Raw genomic sequence first — 18,762 nt, 5'->3', positions numbered from 1 at the left:
TATGGCATCCGACTCGAACCCCGACGCCGATGCGGAACCGCCCGAACCGACCACCAGTGACGACGCCGACCGTGGAGACGAGGATGCGCTCCGGCGCATCGCCGACCGCAACCCCACCAGACTCGGCGTCGGCCGATCCGGCCCGCGGCCGACCACCGAGGCGTTACTCGAGTTCCGGGCCGACCACGGCGTCGCCCGCGACGCAGTCCACTCGCGGGTGAGCGACGACCTGCTCAAGGAGTTCGGGCTAGTACGGCTCCGGACGAGGGTTGCGGACACGGACCAGTACCTCGCCCGTCCCGACCTCGGGCGGGAACTCGACGCCGACAGCCTCGAGCGACTCGAGCGCGACTGCGAGCCCGCACCGGAGGTCCAGCTCGTGGTCAGCGACGGGCTCTCCTCGTCGGCCGTCGAGGCGAACGTCCCGCAGCTCTTGCCGGCGCTGCTCGACGGGCTCGAGGCTCGCGGGATCTCGGTCGGCACGCCCGTCTTCGTCGAGTCCGGTCGCGTCGACGTGATGGACGCCGTCGGCGAGGAGCTCGAGGCCGACTGCTGTGTCAACCTCATCGGCGAACGGCCCGGGCTCCGGACCGCCGAGAGCCTGAGCGCCTATCTGGTGTACGGCCCCGAGCGCGGCTCGGCGACGGCGAAGAAGTCGGTCGTCTCGAACATCCACGACGGCGGGCTCCCGCCGGTCGAGGCCGGCGCCGAGCTCGTCGACCTGATCGCGGAGATGCTCGACGCCGAGGCAAGCGGGGTCGACCTCCGCGAGGACGACCGCGAGTTCCGGACGGAGTGAGCTCGTGACCGCCGATCCGGAGTCGCTGACGAGCGTCGGCGTCGACGTCGGGACGACCACGACCCACACCATCGTCAGCCGCCTGCAGGTCGAGACGCCACCCGGCGGGGCGGCGAGCCCCGAGATCGCCGACCGCGAGGTCGTCTTCCGAGGTCCGGTCCGCGAGACGCCGCTGCTCGATCGCGAGACGATCGACGTCGGGGGGGTCGCCGCGTTCGTCAAACGCGACCTCGAGGCGGCCGGGCTCGAGCCCGCGACCGTCGACACGGGCGCGGTGATCGTCACCGGCGAGACCGCCCGTCGAGAGAACGCCGAACCGCTCGTCCATCAGGTCGCCGCCGACGCGGGTCGGTTCGTGGCCGCGACGGCCGGCGCGGATCTCGAGGCGGTGCTCGCGGGTCGGGGCTCCGGTGCAGCAGCCCACGCCGCCGAAACGGGCGGAACCGTCGCCAACGTCGACGTCGGCGGCGGAACGACAAACGTCGCGATCTTCGAGGGGGGATCCGACGGCCGCAAGCGAGGCGGAAGCCGGGTTCGGGAGACGCGCTGTCTCGACGTCGGCGGGCGACTGGTCCGATTCGACGACGACGGACGAATCGGCTCGATCTCACCGCCCGCCGAAGTGCTCGCCGAGGCACTCGAGTTCCCAATCGCGGTCGGCGACGAACCCGATGGCGAACTGCTCGCTGCGCTCGCGGAGGCGATGGCTGACCGGATCGTCGACCTGCTCGAGGGACCGCCGTTTGACCGTCTCACGCGCGAGTTGGCGATCGGCGAACTCCCGACCGAACCCGTCTCCCTCGACGGCGTCGTCTTCAGCGGCGGCGTCGGCCTGCTCGTCGACTCGCCGCCGGCCGACCCGTTCGCCCACGGCGATCTCGGAGGACTGCTCGCGGCCGCGCTGCGCGAACACGAGCGGGTGCGATCCTGGCCCGTTCTCGAGTCCGCGGAGGACCTGCGGGCGACCGTCGTCGGCGCCGGGACGGAGTCGACGACGCTCAGCGGGCGGACGATCTCGATCGAGCCCGACCTGCTGCCGCTCCGGAACGTTCCGGTCGCCGACGTCGGCGACCTCGCGGACCTCGAGGAGAGCCGTCTTCGCGATCGACTCGAGGCTACAGTCGCACGGCTTCGGGAACTCCACGACCTCCACGATCTCGACGCCGTCGCCCTCGCGGTCGCGGACGTCGGCCCGCTCGAGTACGAGCGGCTGGGTTCGGTGGCGGACGCGCTCGCGTCGGCGCTCGAGCCGTTGCCCCCCTCGCTCCCGATCGTCGTCGTGGTTCGCCAGAACTGCGCGAAGGCGCTGGGACAGCTCCTCGAGCGCCGCAGCGATCGTCCCCTCGTCGCGCTCGACGAACTCGCTGTCCAGGACGGCGACTACCTCGACGTCGGCGAGCCGATCTCGGGCCACGACAGTGTTCCCGTCGTCGTCAAGACGCTCGCGTTCTGACGTCGCTACCGCTCCCGCTCGGAGTCCGACCCGTCCGGTCCCTCGAGGTCGTCCGGCCCCTCCCGGTCGTCGCCTCGCGAGGGCAGCGGCGCGTCGTCGGCCCTCGAGGGATGGATGTTGTAGTTGTGATCCTTGTAGGGGTCGCTTTCAGGGTCGTAGTCGAGCTCGCTGCGCTCGAAGAGGTAGATGAAGAAGCCGAAGATCGGGATGGCGAAGGTGATCGCGACCCACTTCCGCGTCGGCTCGAGGCCGACGCGACCGGAATCGTAGTAGACGAACGCGGTGATTCCGAGGTGCCAGGCGAGCGGAATGCCGATGATCGCCGCCAGCAAGATGTTGCTCATTGAACACCGTAGGGGCTCGACCGATGTAAATCGCCTGTCCGGATCGCCGTAGCTCCCCTATGCTGCCGTCGGCTCCCGTTCGTCACCCCGGTGGTGCCCGCGCTCGAGCGATCGCAGCGACTCGAGTCTGTCGGCCGTCGGCGGATGCGTCACGAACAGCCGCCACTTGAGGCGATCGAACCACAGGTGCGAGGGCTCGGTCTCGCCGTCCGGACCGAGCCGAACCGCTCGACTGTCGGGATCGCGCTCGAGCGGAAGGATCGACAGCGCGGAGACGCCCTCGACCGACCTGAGGTCCCGGGTCGGCGTCGCCTCGATCCGCTCGTCGAGGGTCTCGAGCGCGCTCGCGAGCGTCGCGGGCGACCCGGTTACCTCGGCGGCCGCCCGGTCGGCGGCGTGTTCGCGAACGCGAGCGAGCACGGCGGTGATCGTTCGACCGGCGATCCACGCGACGTTCGAGACGAGCGCCAGCGGGAGTACCACGACTGCGGCCATCCCGGCATCGTTCGGATCGGGAAGGCGCGTCCGCAGTCCCGCCGCGAGCACCACCGGGGCCGAAACCGCCGTCATCACCGTCGCATCCCTGTTCCGTACGTGTGCCAGCTCGTGTGCGATCACCGCCTCGAGCTCGGCGTCGTCGAGCGCGTCGATCGTCCCCTCGGAGAGCACCAGGTGGATCCCGTCGCGCCGGAAGCCGACGACCAGCGCTTCGGGTGCGGGACTGTCGGAGATCGCGATCGTCGGGACCGGGACGTCGAGCTGGGAGGCGACGCGCGTCGTCGTCCGGTACAACTCCGGCCTCTCGTCGCGATCGACCGGCGTGGCGCCCGCGAACCGCTCGACTGTCGATACCTGGATGAACTCGAGACCGACGAGAGAGGCCAGGAGAACGCCGCTCGCTACCGACGCGATCAGTGCCGCCCCGTCGGCCTCGAACGAGACGAGAACGAGGTAGAACGCGCCCCAGACACCGACGACGAAGCCGACCGTGACGAGCACGAGCAGTGCGAGCGACGCGAGCATCCGCCACCGGAGCGTTCGCCGATCCACCGCCGTCATCGACGGGGAGAAAGCGAGGATGGAGTAGAAGGCGATAACGAGCGCGATGAGACCATACCTGCAGTAGATGGGTAAGAAAACAAATACGTTCTGGTGGTGCCGCCGATCGCCTCGATGGCTGCGACACGATCCGTCTTCGTCGTCGGTTGCTCGCTGTGCGAGCGGCCTCGCAAAATCTGGATCAAAAGGCCCGGACTGATCGGCCGCTCGCGGGTCGTTTGCGCTCCCCGCTCGCCCCGCGGTTCTCACTCACTTCGTTCGCTCACGGGTCGTTCCTCCCCGTTCGCATCCGCGGTTCTCGCTCACTTCGTTCGCTCCGAACCGCGCTCGCTCCGAACCGCGCCTCAGTTGACTTCGAACTCGATCGCCGCACCCTGGCCGAAGCCGACACACAGCGTCGCCAGGCCGCTGCCGCCGCCGCGCTTTCCGAGTTCGTGGATCAGCGTCACGGGCAGGCGCGCGCCGGAGGCCCCCAGCGGGTGCCCGATCGCGATCGCCCCGCCGTTGACGTTGAACTTCTCGGGGTCGATCCCGAGCTCGTCGCGGGAGTAGATCGACTGGCTGGCGAAGGCCTCGTTGAGCTCGACGAGGTCGTACTCCTCGATGTCGCGGCCGTTGCGCTCGAGCAGCCCCTCCGTCGCGGGCACTGGGCCGATCCCCATCACCGTGGGATCGACGCCGGCGACGTTGTTCTGGCCGACCTCGGCGAGGATCTCGAGGTCGTGTTCCTCGGCGAAGGCCCCGCTGGTGATCAGCAGGGCGGAGGCGCCGTCGGAGATCTGGGAGGCGTTGCCCGGCGTGACGGTGCCGTCGGATTTGAACACCGTGGGCAGCTCGGCGAGCTTTTCGGCGGTCGTACCCGGCCGAATACCCTGGTCCTCGTCGACCGTCCCGTCGTCGGTCTCGATCGGGACGATCTCGTCGTCGAACCGTCCTTCTTCGGTCGCTTCGGTAGCCCGCTGCTGGCTTCTGGCGGCGTACTCGTCTTGTTCCTCGCGGCTGACGCCGTACTCCTCGGCGACCTTCTCGGCGGTCATCCCCATCTGGAGCTCGCCGATGTTGTAGTACTCGGCCATCCTCGGGTGGACGTTGTGGGTGTTCTCGCCCATCGGGACGCGGGACATGTTCTCGACGCCGCCGGCGATGATCGCGTCGCGGTTGCCCGCGGCGATCGCGTCCGACGCCGAGATGACGGCCTGCATCGAAGAGGCACACCAGCGGTTGATCGTCGTCCCGGGGACGTCCTCGCCAAGCTCCGAGAGGAGGGCGATGACGCGGGCCAGGTTGTTCCCCTGCTCGCCGCGTTGCTGGGCGCAGCCCCACATCAGGTCGTCGACGTCCTCGCCGGAGAGACCGGTTTCGGCGAGGATCTCGTCGATCAGTGCGACGGAGAGGTCCTCGCTTCGCACGTCGGCGAAGACGCCGTCCTCTTTCCCCTGGGGGGTTCGTACCGCCTTGGCGACGACCGGAGTCTGTGACATACCGTATCGAACATTCCTCACGAACTTAAATTCGACAGAACTCTCGAGGACGCGAGCGGAGTTTACGATGGTCCGCTTTTAGTCCGGGGAGGATATCGAGGCGCCTCGAGAACAACGCTTATCCCGAGTAGCTGGCAATACGCGGCCATGAACGACGACGGTGCGGATGCCGGGCTCGAGGCCGAGGACGCCCGGACCGACGGCTCCGATGGAGACGAGCGCGATCCAGCCGACGCCGGCGACGCGGCAGCCGCCGACGACTCCGCCGGTGAGAACCCGATGCCGAACGTTCCCGACCCCGAACCCGAGGAGTCGAACGTCCCAGCGGATGTACAGAAGTACGCCCGCTTCAAGAAGATGGACGGCGCCCAGTACGAGCGGGTCAACGAGTTCCTGCGCGATCGAACGTACATCACCGCCCGCGAGTGGGCTATCGCGCGGCTCTGTTCGGACTTCCGGACCGAGACGGGCGTCGAGATGACCAAGATCGGCGAGAACCTGCCCGAGCTGGTTCCGTTCATGACCGACACCTACACGCCCCAGGCGGTCAACCAGGCTCGAGCCTCCTTCGAGGAGAAGGTCCGCATGGCCGGCGCAACCTTTCTCTACGGCGCGATGTGTGACTTCTTCACCGCCGAGGAGCTCGACGACGTGATGTACGAGTCCACGGAGGTCGCGAAGTTCCTCCTCGAGGTCGAGGGCGTCGACCTCTCGGTCGACGACGAACTCGAGGCCGAGGAACGGATCTCGACGGTGATGCGCGAGGTCCGAGAGGCGAGCGAGGAGCTTCGCGACCGAGAGACCGACGAGGAGTAACGGCCTACTCGTCGTTCCACTCGCGAACGTCCGACTCCTCGAGGAACAGCGACGGATCGTCGTGGGAGAAGACGACCCACTCGTCGGCGGCCTCGGGGCGGACGTGAATATGGAGTTCCTCCTCGTGTAGCGCGCGTTCGAAGACCGCACGGGATTCCGAGAGCGCATAGGTCACCGGCACGAGGACGGCGCTCTCGCTGTGCTCGTCGCGCTCGACGACCAGGGCGAACCGCTGGTCCTCGCCCTCGGCGGGTCGGTAGTACACCTCGGCGTCCCCGAACGAGACGTCGTCGCTGCCGACGAGATCCGCGACGCGGTCGTACGCCGACTCCGCGATCGTGACGTCGAGCCCCGACTGGTCCCCCCGCTCGACCGGCGTCACGTCGATCGGCTCGAGGGCGACCGCGTCCCAGCCGTTCTCGCGGTACTCTGCGGCGATTCCATCGGCGTCTGCGATCAGCTCCTCCCACTCGGGCGTCGTGGTCGGGTTCACCCCGTCGTTCATCGTGGATCCTCCGAGCGTCGGGTAGTCATACTCGAGTTCCCCACTGCTGGCCGGAAAAGCGTTGTCACGGCTTGAGCCGGCGCCCGTCGCTCCTCGAGGCGCTTCGGTTTCCGGGATCGGCCGCCGACCGGAAGGTGGCGGTTTCTCCCGATCCCATCGGTGCAACGATCGGAGCGCTCGAGTATGGGCCGTTTTCGCCCCTCGAGACTCGGTGGAAAAATACGACACGGGGTGTTTCGGCGGGATCGCGACTGCGCTCGTCGCGTCGGCGATCAGTGGCGGGGGCGATTGTGCCGTCCTTAGTTCCGTTTTTCTGCCGATACTGCTACTCAGGAGATATTTGAGTAGACCGCTCGCTCGGTAGCGAGTTCGATACTATGACGGCCGACATATCAGACAGATTTGGAATGCCAACGAACAGTTTCGATCCGGACGAGCCGTCAACAGGATCCACGCAGGGGAACGACACCACCGAGGGGACGACCGGTTTCAGTCTCTCCAGGCGACAGACCATTCGCACGGGCGGCCTCCTGGGTGCCGGCGGGTTGCTCGGCCTCGCGGGTGTTGGGACCGACACTGCGGCAGCGAACTCCGGCAACCCGGACGAGATCATCCACCTCGACTACGACGCACACGACGACTGGGAGGAACTCTACCGGGTGTCCAACGGCGACCCCGAGAACCTCGGCTTCGTGTCCAGCCCGACCGTCTCCGGAAGCACGGCCCTGGAGATGCGATTCCAGGAAGGCGACAACTGGGGGGTGAGCACCCACTACGACTTCGAGGACGGGCTGCTCGAGCTCAACGGCCGCGTCAGCTTCTCCCTCGGTTCCGACTGGACGATGGACGACCGCGAGCTGGCGGTCTGTCGGCTGTGGAACTGCGCCATCGCGCGCGGCGAGGGCAGCGCCGGTGGCGGCGACCCCGACGGAACCAACGGCTGGAGCAACCGGATGTACGTCTCCACTCGAGATACCGACCCCGAGGGACCGTACCACCTCCTCTCGAACACGTACCACATGGACGGAGGTGACGAGGAGTATGGAGACCACGACTACATCGTCGACGGCGAGGAGTACGCGCTCGCACAGCCCGAGATCGTTCCGGGCCAGTGGTACGAGTTCGAGTACTACGTCCGCGTGAACACGGTCAGCGGCGGCGAGCCGAACGCCGACGGCGTCGTTCGCTACTGGCTCGATGGCGATCCCGTCTACGAGCGCGAGAACTTCCGGTTTACCACCGATCGGACGGACAACGCCGTCGACACCACCGGTCCCGTCGGTCACTACGGCGGCAGCTACACGGCCCCGACGACTCTCTACGCCTACTACGACGACCACTCGATGGCCCTTGGTGGGACGTTCGGCTCCGACGACGGCTCCGAGACCGACGACGACTCCGGAACCGACGACGACTCCGGAACCGACGGCTCCGAGACGCCCGAGAGCGAATCCGACTCGGACGCCTCGGACTCCGACACCTGTCCGTAGCGCGTTCACGGGACGCGAGTCGATCGATCGCGCTCGAATATCACACGATCGACACCTCATCCGGACGCTCGGACCGACTACTTGCCGACCTCGACGATCGCCGGATCGCGATCGCCGACCAGCCCGTCCTCGATCGCTCGCGCGATCGTCGTCGGGTCGTCCTCGCCGGAAGCACGGGCGATGCTACCGACGCTGTCGGGGTCGAACGGCACCCCGAGCGCGCCGTAGACCGCCTCGAGAACCCTTGCCAGCTCCTCGCGGCCGTCGACGACGAGGATCCCCGAGACCAGCGCCGCGTCCTGGCGGACCCGCTGGGCGATGCCGACTACCTTCCGGAGCCCCGCAGCGTCCGCCGTCGACAGCGAGTGGGCGCCCGGACAGAACGAGTCGTCGGGCTCGCCGCGCTCGAGGCCGACGTCCATCTTTTCGAGCGAGCGGGCTACGTCCGCCGTCAGTCGCTCGTAGCGCTCGTCGGTGCCGCGTCGGAAGTCCTCGATGGGCTCGGCGCGGGCGAACGCCAGCGTCGTTTCGCCGTCGTAGGCGACCGCCCGTCCGCCCACGCTGCGCTCGATCGGCGGGAACGCCCGCTCGCGGGCGGCCTCGCGGGCCCGCTCGTACCCCTCGAGTCGGCTATCTCGGCGCCCGAAGGCGACCTGCCGATGGGGCGTCCAGACCCGAACGGCGGGCTCGCCGTCCGCGGCGACCTCGAGGAGGCGCTCGCTCGCCTCACGGTCGGCTTCGATTGTCCCCGCTCGGCCCCGGAACACACGCATGTCCCGGCGTTCGGGTCGATGGGTCTAAACGCTCCCGCTCCCGACTCGCAGGCGACAGATGGCCGTCACTCTCCCCGACGCGCTGCTCACCCGCTACAAGCGGTTCTCGCTGTACAACTCGCCGTACCGCGCCCACGACGGCGGCTGTGCGGTCGATCTGTACCCCGGTACCCTGCGGGACGGTCGGACAACCGTCGCGCCCAGTCCCGTCTCCGGCGTCGTCCGGGAGACCCGCACCGTCCGCGCACCGCCGAAACCGTACGCCCCCGAACACGACCACCTGATCGTGATCGACTGCGACGGCCCCGACGAACTCGAGGGGCTGACGGCCCGTATCCTCCACGTCGAGCCGAGTGTCTCGAGCGGGGACCGCATCGCGGCGGGGGAGTCGCTCGGCACCCTGGTTCGCGCCGGCTTCTTCGCGCCCTGGGTCGACAACCATCTCCACGTCGGGTTTCGGGAATCGGAGCAGAACCCCTACCGGGCGTCGGGCTCGCTCCCGCTCGAGCCCGGCGTCGAGATCGAACCCCTCGCCTGGGACGGCACCGGTCGGGTCGTCGCGACGGGCGAGACCTACGCCGTACTGGACGCGCCGACCCACCCCGATCCCGGCTCGAGGTTCATCGGCGTCGCGGCCGACGGCGGTGACCCGAGCGGGACGGAGCGAGCCCTGTCGGAGCACCGTTTCGACGGTGGCGTCCTCGACGGCGGGCTCCCCCACTACGACGGCGGCGGCCTGCTCGGGCTCGAGGGGTCCGCTACGGGAGCCGTCTCCCTGAACGGCGACCGCCTCGGGGCCGTCGATGGGCGGACGATCGCCTGGGACGACGTGACGGTTCTCGCGAACGACGAGCCGGTCACTGGCCTCTCGCTGTTTTGCGCCCGCGACGCCAACTTCGGGGCGAAGCTGATCTGCCCGGACGTGGATCTCGAGATCGGCGACCACGTCGCCGTCTCCGTCCGTCCGGATCCGTAGCGGGCGTGTCACGGCAGCTTCGTCGAGCCGAACAGCAGGACGGCGATGAAGAGATGATGAGGTGATCGGGCCCACCGGACAGCACGGACAGCAGTACTGGTGAACTCATCGCAAAGGGAGCGACGCCTCGAGAGGAGAGAAGCGACAGCAGTCGTTGAAACGCCTCGCTCACTGCTCGCACTCGAGTGCGACGATAATACGGGTCGGAGAAAAGTGGCGAACGCGGGTCGGAGAACAGTAGCGATCGGAGTCTACTGATCGCGGTGTCGCTCCTTGGCGTTCCGATAGCGTTCGTCCTCGCGAACGCGCTCCCAATACTCCTCGAAGACGAGGGCGGCCTCGCGTTTCTCCTCGTCGGCCCACTGCTCGGGCTCGAGTTCCTCCCCGTCGTCGCCGTACTTCGTCCCGCCGGAGTACTTCGCGTAGCGCATCGCCCGCGTGTACCCCATCTGGAGGTACTTCCGGGCCATGTCCATCCCCGGAAACTCGTCGTTCTCGCGGTACTTCTCGTAGCGCTCGTAGATCGCTTCGGCGGACTCTCGAGCGCTCTCCTCCTCTTTGTACGACCACAGCGGCAGCAGTTCGCTCTTGTAGGGCTCGACTTTGAACACGCCTTCCTCGCCGCGCCCGATCTCGTACTCGTCGGGATTCTCGCGAAAGTCAGTGTCGTACTCGGGGCCGCCGGAGTCGTCGGAACCGTCACCCACGACGATCACCGCGGCTTCGCTCGTCCGTCGATAGGATGCTCATTACCCTCGAGACGCCCTCGAGCCGGATGAACGCTCACCCTGCACCCGAGAACCCGGGAAACGCAGCCGTAAAGAGCGTCGCTGGTCCAGTAGGTGACATGACCGACGACCCACCGAACTCGGCCGAGGAGATCGACGACCTCGGCCGCTTCCTCCAGAACTACATCGACGAGAACCACGAGTTCCTCTCCTGGATCGGAACGAGCGTCGAGGACGTCGACAACGGGACGATGACGCTGTCGATCCCCTACGACGAGAAACTCACGAACATCCGGCCGAACGCGGGTCCCGACCAGCGACCCGACATCCACGGCGGGATCGCCGCGACCCTGATCGACACCGTCGGCGGCTTCGCGATCCAGACGCAGCTCGAGGAGCCGCTCTCGACGGGCGTCGCGACGATCAACCTGAACGTCAACTACCTCCGGCCGGCGACGGGCGACCTCGAGGCGACCGCGGAGGTCGTCCGCGCGGGCTCGACCGTGGGGGTCAGCGAGGTCACCGTCGAGAGCACGACCCCCGACGGCGAGACGAAGGCCGTCGCGACCGGGCAGGGCTCCTACCGGATCTTCCGGGAGGATTAGGGCGGCGAGCCGTCGGGCCGTTCGGCGTCTCGCGCGCTCTCGTCCGTCCGCGATCGGGCGGTCGCCCGGATCCGGAGGTGAAGGTAGCAGCCGACGGCCGCGACGAACAGGAAGTACCCGTAGATCGCGGTCTCGAGGTGAATGGGAACCGACTCCATACGTCTCCATCGTCGCTCGAACGGGTACGAGTCGGGCTGTACGGGTTGTCGCTTTATCTCAATCCGTGCTGACCATCCAGTACCGAACGCTGAGATAAACGATCACGAGGCCGAACGTCGCGGCGTACAGCGTCGATCCGGTGGTGGCTGCGGCGATGAGCGCGACCGCGTTGAGCGCGATCCCGCCGGCGTACAGCAACTGGAGGTTGCGGCGTTTCATTCCGGACACCTCCCGCGGGCGGTGCCCGCGGTCGACGTCGCCGCTCCGGGTCGGTCGATCGCTCGCGTCCTGACGCGCCGCCGGAAAACGCTCATACTGGATCGTTCGAAGGAGAGACCAAAAGCGCTCTCCTCGAGGCGTCGTCCGTCGGCGGCTCGCGGTTCGGTGCGGGAGCCACCTACGCGGCGTCGAACTCGAGGTCGGCACTCTCGAGAACCTCCCCGAACAGCCAGTCGGCGTGTTCCAGGGCGTACTCGCGGTGGTCGGGCTCGATACAGCCGATACAGTCCTCGACCATAATCGGACGGAAATCTCGCAGGCCGGCGCTGCCGCCGGTGTGGAGTACGCAGACGTTGGCGAGCGTGCCACAGATGACGAGATCACGGATGCCGCGGGCGTTCAGCCAGCCCTCGAGTTCGGTGTTGTAGAAGGCGTCGTAGGTGTGCTTTTCGACGACGTGGTCTTCCTTCCGAACCTCGAGGTCGTCGACGAGTTCGGCGTCCCAGGAGTCCTCGAGGACGTGTTCGCCCCACTGGTCGAACTCGTCGTAGTAGTAGCTCTCCTCAAACTGCTCGGGCGGGTGGACGTCCCGGGTGTAGATCACCTGTGCGTCGGCCTCGCGGGCTCGTTGGACGAGATCGGCGATCGGTTCGATCGCGTCCTCGCTGCCCGGCGCGTACAGCGAGCCGTCGGGGTGACAGAAGGCGTTTTGCATGTCGACCGCCACGACGGCGGTGGTCGCTGGATCGAGGTGCATACACGAGCGTAGGCGATCGACCAACTAAACGTTCGCCCGACCGTCGGTCTTTTCATCCGCCCTCGCTTACGGGTTCGTATCCTGAAATGAACTCGAGGCGAACGCGGACGGCCGCCGTCCTCCTCGCGGTGTCGGCACTGCTGTTGGTCGCGGCCGTCGGCGGCGCGGTCCCCGGAGCGCTCTCACTCGGACCGATCGGCGAGACGACGGAGGCCGACCGAGCGGACGATCCGACGACCGACGGAACTGTCGGCTACGTCGAAGGCTACTGGTACGACGACGAGCTCGCGGTCGACGACGATGACGACGCGGTCGTCGAGGACGACGAACTCGAGGCGGTCGTCTACCGGTCGATGGCCCGTGTCGAGGAGATTCGGGGGCTGACCTTCGAGGACGACGTCCCCGTCGAAGTTATCTCCCGCGAGGAGTTCGAGGCGGACAACGACGACCTCTTCGCCGACACAGCGGGCGACGAGCGGATCCAGTTGAACGTCAACGCCGAGGCGCTGTTCGCCGTCGACCGCGAGACCGACGCGACCGAGGCCCAGGAGGCGCTGTACGGCGGCACCGTCGGCGGCTACTACGAGCCCGCGACGAACCAGGTCGTGCTCGTCTCCGACAGCGCCGAGACGCCGGAGGTCGACGAGGCCATCCTCGGCCACGAACTCCTCCACGCCCTGCAGGACCAGCAGTTCGACCTCTCGAGTTACGACCGCGAGACGATCGACCAGGACAACGCCAAGAACGGACTGATCGAGGGCGATGCGGTCTGGGTCGAGACCGCCTACGAACAGCGCTGCGGCGAGGAGTGGAACTGCCTCGAGCCCGCCGACGCCGCGAGTGATCCGCCCGACGTGAACTGGGTGCTGTACGCGTCGATCTTCCAGCCCTACAGCGACGGCCCCGACTACGTCGACCACCTGCGCGAGCAGGGCGAGGACTGGGACGCCGTCAACGCGGCCTACGACGACCCACCGGCCAGCACCTCCGAGGTGATTCGACCGGGTGAGGACCGCGAGCCCGCCGAGGTCGACGTCGAGGACCGATCGAACGAGAGCTGGAGCCAGCTCGAGATCGACGGCGAGCCCGCGGCAGAAACGTACGGCGAGGCGGGGCTGGTCTCGATGTTCGCCGGCGACGCCCACGACTCGGACGAGCCGTCGGTGATCGGCCCCGACGCGTTCTTCGAGGCGGATCTCGGCGGGTACGACTACGATCAGCCCTACACCGACGGCTGGGCCGGCGACGAACTCGTCACCTACGTCGCCGACGACGCCGACACCGACGAGCCGACTGTGGCCGCCGATCGGGCCGGCTACGTCTGGGAGACCGAGTGGACCTCGAGCGAGGAGGCCGAGCAGTTCCTCGCGGGCTACGAGCAGCAACTCGAGTTGCAGGACGCCGAGGCCGTCGACGACCGTCAGGACACGTACGTGATCGACGACTCGTACCCGGGCGCCTACTACGTCGATCACGACGGCGAGACGGTGACGATCGTCAACGCGCCCGCCGTCGAGGAGCTTGCGGCCGTCGACGACGGTGCCGCGCCCGAGGGCGAGGATACGATCGAGATCGACAACGCTCCGGAGCCCGAGGCGAACGACGATGCCGAGGCGAGCGACGACGGCGACGAAGACGACTCGATTCCCGGCTTCGGCGTCTCCGCTGCGGTCGTCGCGGCGGCAATCGTCGTCGCGGTCGCGACCGTCGCTCGAGTCCGCTCGAATCGGTAGCCCGCGGTCGAGTCACAGGCCGGTTTCCCGCCGTTCCGAGCGACGGAGCTTTCTCCCTCCCGCCGAATGGGCCATCGATGCGTCGGGGGGCACTGCTGGCCGTGGTCGCGCTCGTCGTGCTGTCGGGGTGTACGCTTCCCTACTCGCCGGATCAGTTCGACGACGACCGCGAACTCGGGCAGATCGGCGACTACGCGTACGACGACAGCTTCGCGTTCGACGGCGAGGACCGACTGACGGCGTCACAGCTCGAGGCCGCGACCTACCGGTCGATGGCCCGGATCGAGGTCATCCGGGGACTCCCCTTCGACCACGACGTCGAACTCGAGGTGATCAGCCGCGAGGAGTACCGCGAGCAGCGCGAGGAGCCGGCGAACGCCTCCGCGTTCCAAAACGAGCTCTGGCGGGGGGCGTTCGTCGTCGACGGTGAGACGGACGTCAACCACGAACTCGACGACCTGTACGGCGACTCGGTGCAGGGCTACTACTCGAGCGATCGGATCGTCCTCGTAACCGACGGCAGCGACGAGCTCCGGGTCGACCGCGGGACGCTGGTCCACGAACTCGTCCACGCCCTGCAGGACCAGCGCTTCGGCCTCGAGCGCCACGGCGAGACGCTCGACGAGCGACGGGCCGAGGAGGGCGTCCTCGAGGGCGAGGCGAACTACGTGCCGTACCTGTACGACCAGCGCTGCGATGGCGAGTGGGACTGCCTCGCCGACCCACCCGAACCGACGGCCGAGATCGCCGAGCAGCCGTTCAACGTCGGCCTCTTCCTCTCGATCTACGTCCCCTACGCCGAGGGGCCGTCGTTCGTCTCCCACCTCCACGAGACCGGCGGCTGGGAGGCCGTCGACCGCGCTCACGACGAGCGACCGACCACTACCTCCGAACTGATCCACCCGGTGCGCTATCCCGACGAACCCGTCGAGATCGATCTCGAGGATCGCTCCTCGGAGGAGTGGGAACTCGAGACGGACGGCGACGGCGAACCCCGAACCGAGACGGTCGGCGAGGCGACCCTCTTTGGAACTCTCTGGGCCGACGGCGTGATCGACCGCCCGATCGACGAGGGCGGGACCGAGCCGGTGCCGTACAATTACTCCGACTCCGCGACCGACGGCTGGGCCGGCGACGAGTTCCGGGTGTACGAGGGGCCGGACAACGAAACGGCACACGTCTGGTCGCTCGCCTGGGAGAGCGAGGCCGACGCGGAGGCGTTCGCCGACGCCTATCGCGACCTGCTCGCGGCCAACGACGCCGAACCGGTCGACGGTCCCGACGCGGCCGTCGACGGGGTCGACACCGACACCTACCTGATCGACGACGAGGACCCCTTCGCCGGCGCCTACCGCGTCGCGGTCGACGGGGATCGGGTCGAAATCGTCGGCGCGCCCGCGATCGACGACCTCGAGGCGATCCATCCGATCGAGGCCGAGGCCTCGCTCGAGCGCGCCGATCGGCTGGCCGAGTCGCCCGCGACACCCATCTCACCGACGGTAAGTTCCCCGCCGTCTGCGGGTTCCGAACCGCCGACCGCGAGCGCGCCGGCAGACGGGTAGCTTATCTGATCGCCGCCTGAAACCGACCGTATGACGAATCCGTTCGGAATCGTGTCCTCGGAGGCGATCCTCGAGGGCACCGCGACGGACGCCTACTTCGAACGAACGCGGACCACCCTCGAGCACGCGGGGAAGAACCCCCGCGTGGTCGCCGAGGTGACGGCCGACCAGTTCCCGACCGGCTCCTTCGAGGTTTTCACGGGCATCGAGGACGTCGCGACGCTGTTCGAGGGCCGCGACGTCGACGTCGATGCGCTCCCCGACGGGCAGCTGTTCGACGGCGGCCCCGTCCTGCGGATCGAGGGTCCGTACCTCGAGTTCGCCAAGCTCGAGACCGCCCTGCTGGGCTTTCTCTCCCAGCCCAGCGGCTTCGCGACGGCCGCGCTCGAGGCCCGGCTCGCCGCGCCCGACGCGACGGTGCTCTCCTTCGGTGCTCGCCACGTTCACCCCGCGATCACGGCGACGGTCGAACGGGCCGCCCTGCTGGCGGGGTTAGATGGCTTCTCCCACGTCGCCGCGGGCGAGATCCTCGGTCGGGAGGCCGGCGGGACGATGCCCCACGCACTCATGTTCTGTTTCGGCGAGGGGAATCAAGACGAGGCCTGGCAGGCGTTCGACGAGGCCGTCCCCGACGAGACGCCGCGGATCGCGCTCGCGGACACCTTCTGGGACGAGAAAAGCGAGAGCCTGCTGGCAGCGGAGACCCTCGGCGAAGAGTTAGACGGCGTCCGGATCGACACCACGGGTTCCCGCCGGGGCGATTTCAGACACATCATCCGCGAGGTGCGCTGGGAGCTCGACGCGCGCGGCCGCGAGGACGTCGACATCTTCTGCAGCGGCGGGCTCGGTCCGGAGAACATCCGCGAGCTGCGGGACGTCGCCGACGGCTTCGGCGTCGGCAGCCACATCACCGAGGCCGATTCGGTCGACTTCAGCCTCGACATCGTCGCGATCGGCGAGGAATCGGACGGATCCTCGAGCGACGGGACGCAGTCCGGAAACCGGTACGAGCCGATCTCCAAACGGGGCAAGCTCTCGGGCGTAAAGGAGGTGTATCGGACCGCAGACGGCGGCCACCACGTCGCGCTGGCCGACCGCGACGGGCCCGAGAACGGCGAGGCGCTGCTCGAGCCGCTGGTCCGGGACGGCGAGATCGTCCGAGAGTTCGACCTCGAGGCCGCCAGCGAGCGCTGTCTGGCGGACGCCGACGCCGTCGGATTCGGGACTCGATAGCTCGATTCAGTTCAGGTCCGCTCGCACGAAGCGCCAGTAGCCGACCAGAAGCGGCACCGCGATCCAGACGGCCAGGACGACTACGGCAAACCAGTCCTGAAGATAAAACGGGAGCTCTCCACCCACGCGGTTCGAGAGCATGAGCGCGTCGGGCTCCTGAAGCGACTCCTCGGGGACGTCCTCGACGATTCCCTGCATGCCGACGATCCCCCAGATGAACTGGCCGGCCAGCTCGCTCGAGACCTGCAGGTACGCCTCGAGTGGGTTCAGCCGCAACAGCAGGAAGTACCACTCGGGCGCCTCGAGTCCGGGCAGGCTCCCCTCGAGGAGGTAGTGGACGCCGGCGACGATCGGATGCCATACCAGGGTGAAGACGACGTAGCTGCCGATCGCGCCTGCCATCGCCTGCATCCGCGAGGTCGCGATCCCGGAGACGCCGACGGCGATCGCCGTAAACGCCATCCCCAGCAGCACGGTCAGGCCGGCGTAAGCGAGGAAGGTACCCAGCGGCACGGTGTCGAACAGCGCCAGCCCCGTCCCCACGGCGATCGCACCGACCAGAAGGGTCGCGAGGGCGATGACGCCGAGCCGGCTCGCGAACTTCCCGACGAAGACGTCCCGACGGCCGTGCGAGAGGCCGAACAGTAGTCGGAGGCTGCCCGACTCGCGCTCGCCGACGATCGCCATGTATCCGACCAGCAGGGCGACGATCGGCACGAACAACAGCCCGCCGATGTTGGTAACGGTGACGATGATCTCGGTCGGCTCCGTCCCCGAGAGATCGTCCGTGGCGGCGCTGACCGCGACCAGCGCCATCAGAAAGACGAACACGCCCATCACCGACCAGACCATCCGCGAGCGGACCGCGTCCTCGAAGTCCTTGCGGGCGATCGCGGTCGCGCTCATCGTCCCACCTCCGCGTCCCTCTCGACCGCTTCGGGAGCCGCGGCTCCGCCGTCGATCGCGGGCGTTCCGACGCGTTCGGTCTCGGCAGTCGCCTCGGGCCGGTTTCGACTCGGATCGCCGTCCGATCCCGTAAACGCGGCGAAGAGGTCCTCGAGCGTGGCCTCCTCGATTTCGAAGTCGAGGACCGACACGCCCGACTCGACGAGCCGGTGGATCACGGGCGCCTTCACGGCCGGATTGGCGTAGCTGATCCGCACCTGATCACCGTCAGCAGTTACGTCGGTGACGCCGTCGATACCGGTGAGGATGGTAGCATCGAGCCCCGTGTTCGGGGTGTCGACGATCAGCCTCGAGCCGACGCCCGAACGCTCGCGCAGTCCCTCGATCGTGTCGACGGTAACGAGCTCGCCGTCGTCCAGAATGGCGACTCGATCGCAGACGGCCGCTACCTGCCCGAGGACGTGACTCGAGAAGAAGACGGTCGTTCCGTCGGCGGCCTCCTCGCGGATTATCTCCCGGAACGTCCGGATACCGTGGGGGTCGAGGCCGCCCGAGGGCTCGTCCAGGATCAGCAGGTCGGGATCACCCACTACTGCCATCGCCATCGCGAGACGCTGGCGCATCCCCTTCGAGTAGTCGCCGACGGGCCGCTCGGCGTCGTCCCGGTCGAGGCCGACCCGCTCGAGCAGGGCGTCCGGCGACTCCGTCCCTTCCTTCGACTCGAGGGCGAACTCGAGGTGTCGATACCCCGACGAGCGCTCCCAGAGGTCGAACCCGTCCGGGAGGATGCCGACGCGGTCGCGGACGGCATCGGTCTCCGCATGGGCGTCGTAGCCGAGTACCGTCGCAGAGCCGTCGGTCGGCCGGACGAAATCGAGCAGCAGGTCGATCGTCGTCGTCTTGCCAGCGCCGTTCGGCCCGAGGAAGCCGAACACCTCGCCGGACTCGACGGTCAGTGAGAGGTCCTCAAGGGCCGTCTGCTCCCCGTAGCGCTTCGTCAGTCCCGTCGTCTCGATCGCCGTCATCGACCCACCTCCGGAAGCAGCGGGCGGTCCGTCGTTGGTTCGTTCGGTTCGGTATCGGTTGCGACCATCACGACTCACGAGTCAGCCGGAACGATCGTATAATCCGAGTCACGGCTGTCGGCTCGACACCTGCGAGAAA

20 protein-coding genes are annotated in these 18,762 nt (G+C 67.9%); 9 read left to right on the top strand and 11 right to left on the bottom strand.

Annotation, left to right across the window (positions count from 1 at the left end):
• Position 1: 1 nt before the first annotated feature.
• Both eutC and C491_RS05850 read left to right on the top strand, forming a co-directional pair.
• A complete protein-coding gene (eutC, locus tag C491_RS05855; RefSeq protein WP_005554505.1) occupies positions 2 to 799 on the top strand; it encodes an ethanolamine ammonia-lyase subunit EutC in 798 nt (265 codons plus the stop codon).
• 4 nt (positions 800 to 803) lie between these two features.
• A complete protein-coding gene (locus tag C491_RS05850) occupies positions 804 to 2,252 on the top strand; it encodes an ethanolamine ammonia-lyase reactivating factor EutA (RefSeq protein WP_005554503.1) in 1,449 nt (482 codons plus the stop codon).
• A 5-nt stretch (positions 2,253 to 2,257) separates the two neighbouring features.
• Here the strand turns inward: C491_RS05850 and C491_RS05845 are convergent, their stop codons facing one another.
• From C491_RS05845 to C491_RS05835, 3 genes are all read right to left on the bottom strand, one after another.
• Positions 2,258 to 2,596, bottom strand: a complete 339-nt coding sequence (locus C491_RS05845) for a hypothetical protein (RefSeq protein WP_005554501.1) — start codon at positions 2,594 to 2,596, stop codon at positions 2,258 to 2,260.
• 57 nt (positions 2,597 to 2,653) lie between these two features.
• The gene (locus C491_RS05840) at positions 2,654 to 3,655 is read right to left on the bottom strand and encodes a M48 family metalloprotease (RefSeq protein ID WP_193787528.1); all 1,002 of its coding nucleotides are present in this window, start codon (positions 3,653 to 3,655) and stop codon (positions 2,654 to 2,656) included.
• A 344-nt stretch (positions 3,656 to 3,999) separates the two neighbouring features.
• Positions 4,000 to 5,136, bottom strand: coding sequence for a thiolase family protein (locus C491_RS05835; RefSeq protein WP_005554497.1), 1,137 nt, complete (start codon positions 5,134 to 5,136; stop codon positions 4,000 to 4,002).
• Positions 5,137 to 5,283: 147 nt separating this feature from the next.
• On the opposite strand from C491_RS05835, the gene C491_RS05830 reads away from it, so the two are divergent.
• Positions 5,284 to 5,952 carry a DUF5806 family protein gene (locus tag C491_RS05830; RefSeq protein ID WP_005554495.1) on the top strand — a complete coding sequence of 223 codons (669 nt, stop codon included), beginning with the start codon at positions 5,284 to 5,286 and terminating at the stop codon, positions 5,950 to 5,952.
• A gap of 4 nt (positions 5,953 to 5,956) precedes the next feature.
• Here C491_RS05830 and C491_RS05825 read toward each other — a convergent pair whose 3' ends face one another.
• Positions 5,957 to 6,457: a DUF7529 family protein gene (locus C491_RS05825; RefSeq protein WP_005554493.1), complete on the bottom strand. Its 501-nt coding sequence runs from the start codon at positions 6,455 to 6,457 to the stop codon at positions 5,957 to 5,959.
• Positions 6,458 to 6,864: 407 nt separating this feature from the next.
• Between C491_RS05825 and C491_RS05820 the strand changes: the two genes are divergently transcribed.
• Positions 6,865 to 7,947, top strand: coding sequence for a hypothetical protein (locus C491_RS05820; RefSeq protein ID WP_005554492.1), 1,083 nt, complete (start codon positions 6,865 to 6,867; stop codon positions 7,945 to 7,947).
• A gap of 77 nt (positions 7,948 to 8,024) precedes the next feature.
• Here the strand turns inward: C491_RS05820 and C491_RS05815 are convergent, their stop codons facing one another.
• Positions 8,025 to 8,720 carry a lipoyl protein ligase domain-containing protein gene (locus C491_RS05815; RefSeq protein ID WP_005554491.1) on the bottom strand — a complete coding sequence of 232 codons (696 nt, stop codon included), beginning with the start codon at positions 8,718 to 8,720 and terminating at the stop codon, positions 8,025 to 8,027.
• Positions 8,721 to 8,778: 58 nt separating this feature from the next.
• Here C491_RS05815 and C491_RS05810 point away from each other — a divergent pair, with 58 nt between their 5' ends.
• Positions 8,779 to 9,696, top strand: a complete 918-nt coding sequence (locus tag C491_RS05810) for a hypothetical protein (protein ID WP_005554490.1) — start codon at positions 8,779 to 8,781, stop codon at positions 9,694 to 9,696.
• Between the two features lie 251 nt (positions 9,697 to 9,947).
• On the opposite strand, the gene C491_RS05805 is transcribed toward C491_RS05810, so the two are convergent.
• The gene (locus tag C491_RS05805; protein WP_049891519.1) at positions 9,948 to 10,403 is read right to left on the bottom strand and encodes a DUF4385 domain-containing protein; all 456 of its coding nucleotides are present in this window, start codon (positions 10,401 to 10,403) and stop codon (positions 9,948 to 9,950) included.
• Between the two features lie 140 nt (positions 10,404 to 10,543).
• Between C491_RS05805 and C491_RS05800 the strand changes: the two genes are divergently transcribed.
• Complete coding sequence (locus C491_RS05800; RefSeq protein ID WP_049891500.1) at positions 10,544 to 11,029, top strand: PaaI family thioesterase; 486 nt, start codon at positions 10,544 to 10,546, stop codon at positions 11,027 to 11,029.
• Here the strand turns inward: C491_RS05800 and C491_RS23160 are convergent.
• The 3 genes from C491_RS23160 to C491_RS05795 all read right to left on the bottom strand — a co-directional run bounded on the left by C491_RS23160 (position 11,026) and on the right by C491_RS05795 (position 12,164).
• The gene (locus tag C491_RS23160; RefSeq protein WP_005554486.1) at positions 11,026 to 11,187 is read right to left on the bottom strand and encodes a hypothetical protein; all 162 of its coding nucleotides are present in this window, start codon (positions 11,185 to 11,187) and stop codon (positions 11,026 to 11,028) included. The two genes, C491_RS05800 and C491_RS23160, sit on opposite strands and share 4 nt — an antisense overlap.
• A 58-nt stretch (positions 11,188 to 11,245) precedes the next feature.
• The gene (locus tag C491_RS23155; RefSeq protein ID WP_169331730.1) at positions 11,246 to 11,407 is read right to left on the bottom strand and encodes a hypothetical protein; all 162 of its coding nucleotides are present in this window, start codon (positions 11,405 to 11,407) and stop codon (positions 11,246 to 11,248) included.
• A gap of 178 nt (positions 11,408 to 11,585) precedes the next feature.
• The gene (locus C491_RS05795; protein ID WP_005554484.1) at positions 11,586 to 12,164 is read right to left on the bottom strand and encodes a cysteine hydrolase family protein; all 579 of its coding nucleotides are present in this window, start codon (positions 12,162 to 12,164) and stop codon (positions 11,586 to 11,588) included.
• An 86-nt stretch (positions 12,165 to 12,250) separates the two neighbouring features.
• On the opposite strand from C491_RS05795, the gene C491_RS05790 reads away from it, so the two are divergent.
• The 3 genes from C491_RS05790 to C491_RS05780 all read left to right on the top strand — a co-directional run bounded on the left by C491_RS05790 (position 12,251) and on the right by C491_RS05780 (position 16,692).
• Positions 12,251 to 13,897: an Hvo_1808 family surface protein gene (locus C491_RS05790; RefSeq protein WP_005554482.1), complete on the top strand. Its 1,647-nt coding sequence runs from the start codon at positions 12,251 to 12,253 to the stop codon at positions 13,895 to 13,897.
• A 77-nt stretch (positions 13,898 to 13,974) separates the two neighbouring features.
• Positions 13,975 to 15,459 (top strand): Hvo_1808 family surface protein, encoded by a 1,485-nt coding sequence (locus C491_RS05785; RefSeq protein WP_049891498.1) that lies wholly within the window; start codon positions 13,975 to 13,977, stop codon positions 15,457 to 15,459.
• Positions 15,460 to 15,489: 30 nt separating this feature from the next.
• Complete coding sequence (locus C491_RS05780) at positions 15,490 to 16,692, top strand: nicotinate phosphoribosyltransferase (protein ID WP_005554478.1); 1,203 nt, start codon at positions 15,490 to 15,492, stop codon at positions 16,690 to 16,692.
• Between the two features lie 6 nt (positions 16,693 to 16,698).
• On the opposite strand, the gene C491_RS05775 is transcribed toward C491_RS05780, so the two are convergent.
• Both C491_RS05775 and C491_RS05770 read right to left on the bottom strand, forming a co-directional pair.
• Positions 16,699 to 17,598, bottom strand: coding sequence for an ABC transporter permease (locus C491_RS05775; RefSeq protein ID WP_005554477.1), 900 nt, complete (start codon positions 17,596 to 17,598; stop codon positions 16,699 to 16,701).
• The gene (locus C491_RS05770; RefSeq protein WP_005554476.1) at positions 17,595 to 18,623 is read right to left on the bottom strand and encodes an ABC transporter ATP-binding protein; all 1,029 of its coding nucleotides are present in this window, start codon (positions 18,621 to 18,623) and stop codon (positions 17,595 to 17,597) included. Before C491_RS05770 ends, C491_RS05775 begins: the two co-directional genes overlap by 4 nt.
• Between the last annotated feature and the right edge of the window lie 139 nt (positions 18,624 to 18,762).

The sequence above is a fragment of the Natronococcus amylolyticus DSM 10524 genome, assembly GCF_000337675.1.
Taxonomy (GTDB): Archaea; Halobacteriota; Halobacteria; order Halobacteriales; family Natrialbaceae; genus Natronococcus; species Natronococcus amylolyticus.
Note: the sequence above shows the minus strand (reverse complement) of the source record. Positions and strands in the feature narration are given on the sequence as shown.